Below are 11,268 nucleotides of genomic sequence, written 5' to 3'. Positions count from 1 at the left end.
TCCATGTTGCGCACCATCGACCGGCCGACGAAGGCGACCTGCCGGCCGTGGCGGGCGGCGGCGTCGATGATCTGCTGCACCCGGTGGACGTGGCTGGCGAAGCTGGCCACGACGATCCGGCGACGGGCGGTGTCGAACACCCGGTCGATGGCGGGGGTGATGTCGCGCTCCGAGGGCGTGAATCCGCGGTCCTCGGCATTGGTGGAGTCGATCAGCAGGAGGTCGACACCCTCCTCGCCGAGGCGCGCGAAGCCGCGCAGGTCGGTGATCCGGCGGTCGAGGGGAAGCTGGTCCATCTTGAAGTCGCCGGTGTGCAGCACCAGCCCTGCGGCGCAGCGCACGGCCACCGCCAGGCCATCGGGAATCGAGTGGTTGACCGGCAGGAATTCGCAGTCGAAGACGCCGATACGCAGGCGGTTGCCGTCGCCGACCTGCCAGGTGACGGGCGCGATGCGGTGCTCGCGGAACTTCGCCGTGACCAGGGCGAGAGTCAGCCGCGAGCCGACCAGCGGGATGTCGGGCCGGTGGCGTAGCAGGTACGGGATCGCGCCGATGTGGTCTTCATGGCCGTGGGTCAGCACGACGGCCTCGATCGCGTCGAAGCGTCCCTCAAGCCAGGTGAAGTCGGGCAGGATCAGGTCGACGCCGTGCTGATCGTCGTCGGGGAACAGCGCGCCGCAGTCGATGACGAGCAGGCGTCCCTGGTGGCCGCGCCAGCCGCGGCCCTGCCCTCTACTCTAACGTAAGGGTTAGGAGCGGCTAGCTAGGCCTGGGTGGCCGGGTCAGGTGCCTGCTGTGGCCCGTTGGCGGTCGGCGTCGACCGCACGCCCTGGCCACATGCGTGGCAGGGGAGTGAGGCTGGCGGCGACGCCCACCGCGAGCGGCAGCAGCGCACCGGCGAGCAGGGCGCTGGTGTAGCTGCCGGTGAGGTCGTGGCCGAGGGCGAACAGGACGGGACCGAAGGCGGTGGAGCCGACGTTGATCGCGCTGACGGTGCCGCGAATGGTCCCCAGGTGCCCCAGGCCGAACAGCCGTGGGGTGAGCGCGGCTTCCACGGTGCGGATGGCGCTGGATGCCGCACCGATGGCTATCCCGAAGCTCAGAGCCGACCAGCCGGGGGCCACCCGGGTGGCCGCCAGGAGTGCGAGAGCGAGAGCGAGCATGGCGGTCAGCAGCATCAGCCGAGGGCTGGCGCGGTCGATGAGCGCGCCGACGAGCAGCGTGGTGGCGATCCCGGCGACGGTCTGCGGCAGGAAGTTTGCCGCCGCCGCGGCGGCGCTGAGGCCACGTTCGCTCAGCAGACTGATCTGGTGGAAGGCGACGGCGGTGCTGAGCATGCCCGACGTGGCCACGCTGGCGGCCAGCACCCAGAAGTAGGGAGTGCGCAGCGCCTGGTGGTGGCTGAGGTCGGCAAGGACGCTGCTGTCGCCACGGTCGGCGTGGTTGTCGCCGTCGACACGCTGCCCGAGGTCCTCAGGGCGGTTGCGGATGCCCAGCAGCGCGACCGGGATGACGACCGCCCACACGGCCAACCCTTCCACCAGCCAGGCTGTGCGCCAGCCGTGGTGGGCGATGAGTCGTTCCAGCAGCAGGGGCGCGAGTGAGATGCCGGCGGCACCGACCGCCGAGACGACTCCCAGCGCGAGGCCCCGGCGGCGCCGGAACCAGTGCGCGGTGACGGTGGTCGCGGCCAGTCCGAGGGCGCCCTGGCCGGCCATCCGGATGCCGACGAACCCGGCGGTGAGTCCGATGATCCCGGACACCGTCGACAGGGCCACCAACACGGCGCCGAAGGCCACGGCGATGACGAGCACGCACCGACGCACCCCGTAACGGTCGACGAGCCGGCCGATGGCCGGCAGGGCGGCCGCGCCGGTGAGCGTGCCGATGAGGTACGCGGTGGAGATCGCCGAGCGGCTGATGTGCAGGTCCGCGATAAGGGGATCGATGAACGCCGACACAGCCACGGTCTGGCCTGGGGCGGTCATCGCCAGCGTGATGCTGGCGTAGCCGACGATGCGCCAGCCATGGAACTGGGGTGTGGCGGCGGAGGATGTCACGGTCGGTGCGGTGGTCACGTTCCTCGCGATCTGCGCACACGAGGGCCGGGCAACGGCGTGTCCGGCCGGCGCGCTGGGAGGGTGTCGGGCTGGTCGTGGTTACTGCGGAAGGATGAACATCCCGGCGTCGAAATCGTTGCCGGGCTCCCGGCGGTCCGGCGCGGCGGGCCGGCGCCGGCAGGGGACCGGCTTGCCCTGCGGCGACAGCATCGCCGCATCGCAGGTCCCGTCCCTCGGCCGGTTTCGCCAGCCGAGGGCCGACACCTGGTTTCCGCGGGAGTAGCTCGTCATGGCCTGCGGCCGGTACTCCAACTCGGTCCCGCGCAGGTGGCCTCAGCGGCGTCGCGCGGCCGGGCGGTGCCGGGGCGCTCACAGGTGACGGCGGTGCCGTCGGTCCCTCGGGTGCCGGTCAGGTCGTCGGCCTCGCCGCAGGTCGGGCTGACGGACTGCCGGTGCATGCTGGCTGCCTCCCGTCGGGCGGACATGTGGCGGCGTCGCCCCGGGGAAGCGGGGGTAGGACGGACCCGCCGCCCCGAGACGTCGCGGCACCGGCCTGACGAGCGGCGCCGGCCTGACGAGCGGCGCCCCACAACCCTACTTTAACGTGCGAGTACGGAGGCGGGCGGGTGACGCCCGACACAAACCTCACGTTAGGGTAGAGTATGGGCTGTGATGGCACTGCGACCGCGCTCAGGGGAGGACAGTCGTGCCCATCTTTCGTGTTTTCCAGGTTGGCGGAGAAGAGATCAGCGTTGAGGCCAGCCGGGTCGTCACCGATGGGGCCAACATCTGCTTCGAGACTCAGGTGCAAGGGCGTTGGCAGAGCGTGCTCAGCGTTCCCGCCGGGCGGGTGACCCGCCTGCAGCGGCGGATCAACGAGGAGGCGGGCTGGCGATGGATCATCGCCCGGCCGATGCCGGTTGTCGGCAACCACGTCCACTACTGAGTCGGTGGCGATCCCCTTCTCGACGGGAATCAGGGCCGTCGTGCCTGATTCGGCGCCAGAGCGTCGGCGATCTCGCCGACCCGGTCACGCTCGCGCAGCCGTCGTAGCCAGGCCGCCGGCAGCAGCGTGCCGCCGCATCGCGCGCCGGCCACGGCACCTGCCATCGCCGCGATCGTTGCCGTCGCCCCGCCGAGGCTGACGGCGTAACGGATGACCGCAGCGGGATTTTCCGGGTGCCGCAAGAACGCCGCGACGGCCGCTGGCACGACACCGAGCACTGGATCCTCGGTGCCGCCCATCCGCCGGGACAGCTCCTCGGCGGTGAGGCTGCCCAGGGTCGTCACCGCCGCAAGACGCTCGGCCAGCGGGGAACTCCCGCTGACGTGGGCCAGTCCGGTAGCCGAACGCGAAACGGTCGACCTCACTGGCGGTGTCCCCGGTGAACGCCGCCGCCACCGCGCAGGCGAGCACGACCGCTCCCTCCCGCAGCACAGGACGCGATCCTGCCGGTGTGCTGGCGCGCATGAGCGCCGCGATCTCCGGCATGGGCAGCGGCAGTAGGCCGACCGGCACCGCGGCGAGCAGGACCTCACCCACATCCCGTCCGGCCTGATCCGGCCACGGAGGCGCCGGCAGTCGTCCGGCACCGGCCTGGCCTCGGTCAGCCTCGCGGTCCCATGGGTCCATCCACCGCTGCGTCACCACGGCGAGCGCGTCGGTGGGTGCGGCGGTCGTACCGGTCAGTTTTCGCGCGTGGTCCAGCGGGACCGCCACGGGCGCACCCACCAGCAGCGGATCGGAGGAGCGAGCGTAGGCGTCGAAGTCGTCCCCCGTGGGCCCGTCCCTGCCGTCGAACGGCAGACCCAAGGCGTGGCCGCAGGCGGTGGCGAGCAGACAGTCGCGGACCCGCAGGCGCGCCACGCTCGGGAGGAAACCGCTGATCCGTCATACCACGAATCTATCCTTACGTAAGGGAACAAATGGTGCTCGGGGTGGAAGTGGTGTTTGCGTCACGACGGCTCGGCGGCCTGGTTAGCGTGTGAGCGTGACCGTGGCGGCGGGCCCAGCCCCGGGGGTGTCCGGGTGAGCGGCGACGTTGCCCACCTGCCTCAGCGTGCTCGCCACGCGGTGCGGGAGCGGTGGCAGCGACTGCGTGCCCTGTCGATCGTGGTGCTGCAGACCTCACTCGCAGCCGCCGCCTCCTGGGCGGTGGCCACCCGGGTGGTCGGCAACCCCGAGCCCGTGTTCGCCCTGATCTCCGCCGTGATCACCCTCGGCGTCTCCACGGGCCAGCGGTTCCGCCGCGCCGTGGAACTCGTGCTCGGCGTGTCGCTGGGCATCGCGGTCGGCGACGCGCTCATCTACTTCATCGGTACGGGCGGCTGGCAGATCGCCGTGGCCGTCGCTCTGGCGATGGGGGCGGCGATCGTGGCGGGCGGCAGCGGGGCGGTGGTCGGTCAGGCGGCGGCCTCGGCGGTGCTGATCTCCACGCTGACTCCGCCCACCGAGGGCATCTACTTCTCCCGCGTCATCGACGCCCTCGTCGGGGGCGGCATCGCGCTGGTGGTCATGGCGGTGCTGCTGCCGGTCAACCCGCTCACCGTGGTGTCCCGGGTGGCCAAGCCCGCGCTGGGCGTGCTCATCGACGGCCTCGCCGGCGCCGCGCACGGCCTGCGAGCGCACGATGCCGGTCCCGCCCATGACGCGCTGGTGCTGCTCAGTGAGGGCGAGGAGAAGCTCGACGAGTTCCACGAGATCCTTCCCGAGGGGCAGGAGGTGGCCACCGTGGCGCCGTTACGCTGGCGCGCCCGCAACGCGCTGCGGCAGTACCTGGAATCCGCCGAGTACATCGACCGATCGATCCGCAACGCCCGGGTGCTGGCCCGCCGTACGGTGACCCTGCTGCGCGACGGCGAGCCGGCCCCAGCCGAGCTGGGGGAGTCGGTCGGGGCGTTGGCCGAGGCAACCCGCGTCATCCTCCGCGACCTGGGGCGCGGCGTGGCCCCCGAGGAGGCGGCCGGCCTGCTGCGACGGGCGGCCCGCGATGCGACCACCGCCTACCGGCAGGGCCTGGGGTTCTCCGGCAACGTGGTCGTCGCCCAGATCCGGGCGATCGCCACCGACCTGCTCGGCACCACCGGCCTGACGCACGAGGAGGCCGACCGCGAGGTCCGTCGTGCCGGCGGAGTCCTGTTCGAACGCTGACGCGCGTGAGGAGACCCTCTCGTGAGGGTAGAGTTGCGGTGTGTCGGCCGATCATCTGGCCGGTACGGTGCCGGGCACGGGTACCCGGCGTGTCGCCCGGACCAGGTGCCGCGGCGCAGGCGGTTAGCCTGAACGGCAGCCGAACGGTGGGTTCCCACCGGACGACAACGCGATTGGGAGGCGGGACGGAAGCCATGGGTGACGGCGCACTGATGCAGATCGGTGAGGTGGCTGAGCGGACCGGGCTGAGCCTGCGCACGATCCGCTACTACGAGGAAGTGGGCTTGATCGTCCCCTCCGCGCGCAGCCAGGGCGGGTTCCGCCTCTACACCGACGGCGACGTCGAGCGGCTGCAGGTGGTCAAGCGGATGAAGCCGCTGGAGTTCTCCCTGGAGCAGATGCGTGACCTGCTGGCCATCGTCGACCGGCTCGCCAGCGGCACCCGGCTGACCAAGGCTGAACGGGAGCGGCTGCTGGACACCCTCGCCGGCTACCGCGAGGCCGTCCACGAACGCTGCGCGGCCCTGCGCGCGCAGCTGGCCACCGCCGAGGAGTTCGCCGCCTCACTCACCGGCCACATGGACGCTCTGCAGGGGTCAGCCACCCCCCGCGCCGCTACCGCCAGCTGAGCGGACCCGACCTCGCCGCCCAGCCGCCGAGATACTCTTACGTGAGAGTATTGTTAGTTGGGTTGACGACGGACGAAGGAGGTGGCACGGGTGCCCGCGGTGGCAACCACGAGCGCGGTGGCCGCCGAGGCGGCACGGCGACGCACGTTCGCGGTGATCTCACACCCCGACGCCGGCAAGTCCACCATCACCGAGGCGCTCGCGCTGCACGCCCAGGTGATCGGAGAAGCCGGCGCGGTGCACGGCAAAGCCGGCCGCAGGGGAGTGGTCTCCGACTGGATGGCCATGGAACAGCAGCGCGGCATCTCGATCACCTCCGCCGTCCTCCAGTTCGCCTACCGCGACCTCGTGATCAACCTGCTCGACACCCCCGGCCACGCCGACTTCTCCGAGGACACCTACCGCGTCCTCACCGCCGTGGACTGCGCCGTGATGCTCCTCGACGCGGCGAAGGGTCTGGAACCGCAGACCCTGAAACTGTTCGAGGTCTGCCGCGCCCGGCGCATCCCGGTGATCACCTTCATCAACAAGTGGGACCGACCCGGCAACGAGCCTCTCGCTCTGCTCGACGAGATCGAACAGCGGATCAACCTGCGCCCCACGCCGATCACCTGGCCGGTGGGCATCGCCGGGCAGTTCCACGGCGTCGTCGACCGCCGCACCGGCGACATGACCGCCTTCCACCGCACCCCCGGCGGCGCGACCGCCGCCATCGAGGAACGCCTCGACCCGGCGGAAGCGGCACGACGCCACGGCGCGGACTGGCAGCGCGCGGTCGAGGAACTGGACCTGCTCACCCTGACCGGCGCCGACCACGACCAGGACGCCTTCACCGCCGCCACCACCACCCCCGTGCTCTTCGGCGCTGCGGTGGCAAACTCCGGCGTCCGGCAACTGCTCGACGTCCTCGCCACCCACGCCCCCGCGCCGCAGGCCCGCCCCGACCTCACCGGACGACCTCGCCCGGTGGACGCCCCGTTCGCCGGCTTCGTCTTCAAAATCCAGGCGAACATGAACAAGGCCCACCGCGACCAGGTCGCCTTCGTGCGGGTCTGCTCCGGCCGCTTCACCCGCGGAATGACCGTCAGCCACGCCCCCACCGGCCGACCCTTCGCCACCAAGTACGCCCAGCAGATGTTCGGCGCCGACCGGGAAACCATCGACGAGGCGTATCCCGGTGACGTGATCGGCCTGGTCAACGCCACCGCCCTGCGCATCGGCGACACCCTGTACGACGATCCGCCGGTGACGTTCCCGCCGCTGCCGTCGTTCGCCCCCGAGCACTTCGCCGTGCTGCGCGCCGCCGACGCGGGCGCCTTCAAACGCTTCCGCCGCGGCGTCGAACAGCTCGACGCCGAAGGTGTCGTGCAGGTGCTGCGCTCCGACCGCCGCGGCGACCAGGCCCCCGTCCTCGCCGCCGTCGGCCCGATGCAGTTCGAGGTCGCTACCGCCCGGCTTGAGACCGAGTTCGGCGTCACCACCCGGTTGGAGCACCTGCCGTACCGCGCAACCCGCCGCACCGACCGCGGCGGCGAGGAAGCGCTGCGTGGAGTAACCGGCGCGGAGGTCCTCGTCCGCGCCCGCGACGGCGCGCTGCTCGCCCTGTTCACCGACGACTGGCGGATGCGCGCCATCAGCGACCGCCACCGTGGCCTCACCCTGGACCCCCTGCTCGCCACCAGCTGACCGAGCCAGGCCGACGACGCCGAGGGACTGGAAATCGACGGCGTCATCGTCGTCGAACCCACCCGTATTGTCGCCGCCGAACCGCGTGGCACGCACCGCCCCCACGTCGTGCTCACCTGCGCCTCAGCAGCCCCAGGTCATCCGCCACACCCCTGCCGGCCAGCCTGGACAATCCCTGAGGCGCGACATCTCACGACCGTCCCGTGCTGCCCGAGGCAACCGGACGCGGCGTTCTCCCGCCTGTGGGCAGGACAGCCGCCGCTGCGGCGGTCGCGACGAGGAGCAGACCGATGGCCAGGAACGCATGGCCGTACCCGTCGGCCAGGGCCCGCGGGCCTGCCTCATCCGAGGCGGTGAGTCCCACCAGCGCTGCGAGCCCCAACCCGCCGCCCACCTGCTTGGCGGTGTTCATCAGACCGGACGCGGCGCCGGCGTCAGCACGGTCGACGCCCGAAGTCACGATCGTGGTCAGGGGCGTGTTCAGCAGCCCGCCGCCCACCGCGATCAGCACGGCAGGCCCGCCGATGCCGGTCAGGTAGCCACTGCCGGGGTGCAGCCGGCTCTGCCAGACAAAGCCGCCCGCCGCGACCAGCGCTCCGACGATCACGAGCGTACGGGCGTCGACGCGCCGCATCAGCCTCGGTGTGACCAGAATGCCGACGACGATGGTCAGCGCCGTGTGGGGGAGGAACCCGAGCCCGGTCCGCAGCGGCGGGTAGTGCAGCACGTTCTGCATGGACAGGGCGAGGAAGAACCACATGGGGTTCAGGCACGCGCCGGCCAGCAGCATCGCCGCGTTTCCCACAGAGACGGCGCGAGCCCGCACCAGGCGCGCGGGTATCAGCGCCGCTTCGCCGGCCCGTGCCTCGATCACCAGGAACAGGGCCAGCGCCAGCACCCCGACAGCCAGCGCTGCCACGGCGACCGGGTCGATCAGGCCGCGGGCCGGAACGACGGTGAGGCCGTAGGTCAGGGCGACCAGACCTGCGGTGGCGGTGAACGCCCCGGCCACGTCGAGGCGTCGGACCATGGCCCACGCGGCCGTGGGCGGAAGGAACCTCACTGCCAGCGCCGCGGCCGCCGATCCGAGCGGCACGTTGACCAACAGCACCGACCGCCAGGACAGCAACTCGGTCAGCAGGCCGCCGATCAGGTTTCCCGCCATGCCTCCACCGACGCCGACGGCCGTCCACACCGCCAGTGCCCGCGTCCGTGCCGGTCCTTCGGCGAACGTCGTCGTCAGGATGGTCAGGGTGGCCGGGGCGAGCGCGGCAGCGCCCAGGCCCTGCACGGCCCGCGCCGTGTTCAGCAGCACCGCCGTCTGGGCCAGACCACCGGCGAGACTGGCCCCGGTGAACACCGCCAGTCCGATCAGGAAGACTCGCCGTTGCCCGAACAGGTCGGCCAGCCGCCCGCCGAGCAGGAGGAAGCCAGCGAAGGTCAACGCGTAGCCGGTCACCACCCACTGCAGGTTGATCTCGCGAACATGCAGGGCCCGCTGGATCGATGGCAGCGCCACGTTCACCACGGAGACGTCGAGCACCACCATGAACTGCGCCGCGCAGGCCAGGAACAGCACGACGGCTCCGCCGGCCCACCGACCGGAACTCAGATCGATGGAGCCTCGCATCGACCCCACCTCCCAATAATGATACCTGGGTATCATATACAGCTGTATCATAGACGTGAGTAGGAAGGAGTAGCCGTGCCGAGAACCGCCGACCACGCCGAACGCCGGTCACAACTCATCGCCGCCCTGGTGCGTGTCGCCGCACGCGACGGCCTGCACGCGGTCACGATGCGCTCGGTCGCCGCCGAGGCAGGCGTGTCCCTTCGCCTCGTGCAGTACTACTTCGACACCAAGGCGCAGCTCGTGCACGCCGCCCTGCGGCACCTCGAAGCGCAGAGCAACCAGCGGTGGGCCGCTCGACTGGCCGACCAACCGGATCCGGTCGAACCCCGTGTGGTGGTGGAGGCATTCCTCGCCGAAGCGCTACCCACCGACGAACCAAGCCGGGTCTTCCACACCGTCTGGACCTCCTACGCGGTGCTGGCCATGACCGATCCCGACCTTGCCGCGCAGCCCTTCGTCGACGGACCCAACCACCTCGAAGCACAGCTGGCCCAGCTCCTGCGCCGCGCCCAGGATCAAGGACGGATCCCCGCCGACCGAAACCCCGCCATCGAGGCCGCCCGCCTGCTCATGGTCACCCACGGCCTCGGCACCAGCATCCTGGTCGGACGGCACACACCCGACGCCGCGCAGGCGGTCCTGCGCTACCACCTGGACCGCTTGTTCCCGCCGGCCTGACCCCAGCAAAGAGGCGACCCCACGCCAGCCGGTGACCCCGACTGAGCCGGAGGCGCGCGCCACCCGGGCCGCCCGCACGCACGTGGGACCGCCGCCGCCTCTCTCCAACGGACTGAGCACCCCTTCGCAATCACCGCTGGGCGACACCGCGGCTTGTCCGGCGACGCGCACTGGGCATGAGCCCCGACCAACCGATTCTCGGCCCCACCGCCGGCACCGGTCGCAGAGCCATCGCAGCGACCAGCATGCCTCCCACTCCGCGAGGGCGTTGGCGAGGCAACCTCTACCGCGCAACCGAACGCATCGCGTAGGGTCGCCACCGTGAACACCGGACCGGCGCCACGCCACGTACAGATTGGTGATCCGGTGGAAGGCTGATCGCACGGCGGGTGCATGGAGGGCGCCCCCTCGATTCGGCACGTGGACCCCCAGGCGGCTTGTACGCCCGGGTCCCTCTTCCGTGTCGAACAACAGCGAGTTCAGCCGAATGGTAGTCACGTTCAACCACACCATCATCGCCGCAAGGGACCGCAACGGGTCGGCTCGGTTCTTCCGAGAGCTGCTGGAACTGCGGGAACACTGTAGTCGCCCGGCCAGGACCAGACCCGGACGGGGATCCCGGTCCGGGTCACGGCCATCCCGACCACGACCTGGGGCAGGTCGTCGCGGTGGTCCTTGCTCTTGCCGTGACTGCGGAACCCGCTGTCGCGCACCGTGTCGGCAGGTTCGGCATCGGGCCGGACGCGGCCGTGGTCGTCGCGGGCCACCGGCTCGTCGGCCTCGCCGGTGGCGAAGTAGGTGCTGGTGGTGTCGAAGAACAGCAGGTCCACTTCAAGGTTGAGCAGGTCGGCGACCTGACCGAAGACCTGCCGGGCCACCGTCTGTTCGACGCCGAGCAGGGCGTCCATCGCCCGGTAGCAGGCCTCGTCCACGACCTCGGCCAGGCCGTCGATGTGCACGTCGTGGGCGATCCAGTCGGTAGCGGCCAGCTTCGACGACGGTTTGAGCGCTCGGTTGGCGGTCAACGCGAACAGGATCCGTTCCACCCGGGCCGCATCGGCGCGGGTGCCAGCCAGGGCCTCGCGGATCACGGTGTCCACGCCGAGGCGGCGCCACAGCCCGTCGAGGGCGTAGGCGCCGCCCATCGGCCGGGCGTCAGTCAGTGTCATCTGATCGGGAAGACTCGCTGCGGCCGCGGCCGCCGGGTCCAGCAGCCGGCTCAACGCGGCGACCAGGCGTTGCACCGCGCCCCGGTCGAGTTCGTCCTCCCGGCCGAAGGAGTACAGCACCTTGGTCCGCGACATCCCGGCTGCTGGGTCCCATTCGTTGTGGGCCAACTGCAGGTAGCGCACGGTCTGGCCGGTCTTGTTCTTCCGTGACGACACCCGGACATACACGTGGCTAGAGACTACGGATAGATCACCTAGGAAT

At 71.1% G+C, this 11,268-nt stretch carries 8 protein-coding genes and 2 pseudogenes; 5 read left to right on the top strand and 5 right to left on the bottom strand.

The features are described from left to right. Nucleotides 1-707: pseudogene (locus EFE23_RS25800) on the bottom strand (ribonuclease J); the annotation flags it as partial. A 75-nt stretch (nt 708-782) separates the two neighbouring features. Continuing rightward, the gene (locus EFE23_RS25795; RefSeq protein WP_199737237.1) at nt 783-2,078 is read right to left on the bottom strand and encodes an MFS transporter; all 1,296 of its coding nucleotides are present in this window, start codon (nt 2,076-2,078) and stop codon (nt 783-785) included. A 688-nt stretch (nt 2,079-2,766) separates the two neighbouring features. Here EFE23_RS25795 and EFE23_RS25790 point away from each other — a divergent pair. Beyond that, nucleotides 2,767-3,006 (top strand): hypothetical protein, encoded by a 240-nt coding sequence (locus tag EFE23_RS25790; protein WP_123243491.1) that lies wholly within the window; start codon nt 2,767-2,769, stop codon nt 3,004-3,006. A 29-nt stretch (nt 3,007-3,035) separates the two neighbouring features. Here the strand turns inward: EFE23_RS25790 and EFE23_RS29375 are convergent, their stop codons facing one another. Continuing rightward, the gene (locus EFE23_RS29375; protein WP_123243493.1) at nt 3,036-3,605 is read right to left on the bottom strand and encodes an ADP-ribosylglycohydrolase family protein; all 570 of its coding nucleotides are present in this window, start codon (nt 3,603-3,605) and stop codon (nt 3,036-3,038) included. A gap of 484 nt (nt 3,606-4,089) precedes the next feature. Between EFE23_RS29375 and EFE23_RS25780 the strand changes: the two genes are divergently transcribed. The 3 genes from EFE23_RS25780 to EFE23_RS25770 all read left to right on the top strand — a co-directional run bounded on the left by EFE23_RS25780 (nt 4,090) and on the right by EFE23_RS25770 (nt 7,526). Beyond that, a complete protein-coding gene (locus tag EFE23_RS25780; protein WP_158675925.1) occupies nt 4,090-5,211 on the top strand; it encodes an FUSC family protein in 1,122 nt (373 codons plus the stop codon). Between the two features lie 194 nt (nt 5,212-5,405). Then, complete coding sequence (locus EFE23_RS25775) at nt 5,406-5,840, top strand: MerR family transcriptional regulator (protein ID WP_233601143.1); 435 nt, start codon at nt 5,406-5,408, stop codon at nt 5,838-5,840. Nucleotides 5,841-5,930: 90 nt separating this feature from the next. Beyond that, nucleotides 5,931-7,526, top strand: coding sequence for a peptide chain release factor 3 (locus EFE23_RS25770; RefSeq protein WP_199737235.1), 1,596 nt, complete (start codon nt 5,931-5,933; stop codon nt 7,524-7,526). Nucleotides 7,527-7,716: 190 nt separating this feature from the next. Here EFE23_RS25770 and EFE23_RS25765 read toward each other — a convergent pair whose 3' ends face one another. After that, the gene (locus EFE23_RS25765) at nt 7,717-9,156 is read right to left on the bottom strand and encodes an MFS transporter (protein ID WP_123243488.1); all 1,440 of its coding nucleotides are present in this window, start codon (nt 9,154-9,156) and stop codon (nt 7,717-7,719) included. 75 nt (nt 9,157-9,231) lie between these two features. Between EFE23_RS25765 and EFE23_RS25760 the strand changes: the two genes are divergently transcribed. After that, nucleotides 9,232-9,837 (top strand): TetR/AcrR family transcriptional regulator, encoded by a 606-nt coding sequence (locus EFE23_RS25760; protein ID WP_123243487.1) that lies wholly within the window; start codon nt 9,232-9,234, stop codon nt 9,835-9,837. A gap of 584 nt (nt 9,838-10,421) precedes the next feature. Here the strand turns inward: EFE23_RS25760 and EFE23_RS25750 are convergent. Further along, nucleotides 10,422-11,234, bottom strand: a pseudogene (locus EFE23_RS25750) (IS1634 family transposase); the annotation flags it as partial. Nucleotides 11,235-11,268 lie beyond the last annotated feature (34 nt).

The sequence above is a fragment of the Micromonospora solifontis genome (assembly GCF_003725545.1).
In the GTDB taxonomy this organism is placed as follows: domain Bacteria; phylum Actinomycetota; class Actinomycetes; order Mycobacteriales; family Micromonosporaceae; genus Micromonospora; species Micromonospora solifontis.
This window is presented reverse-complemented; position numbering and strand designations above follow the sequence as displayed.

Coding starts and splice junctions, on each gene's coding strand:
- EFE23_RS29375 (WP_123243493.1), bottom strand. CDS start 3,605: ATGTGGGTGAGGTCCTGCTCGCCGCGGTGCCGGTCGGCCTACTGCCGC.
- EFE23_RS25775 (WP_233601143.1), top strand. CDS start 5,406: ATGGGTGACGGCGCACTGATGCAGATCGGTGAGGTGGCTGAGCGGACC.
- EFE23_RS25765 (WP_123243488.1), bottom strand. CDS start 9,156: ATGCGAGGCTCCATCGATCTGAGTTCCGGTCGGTGGGCCGGCGGAGCC.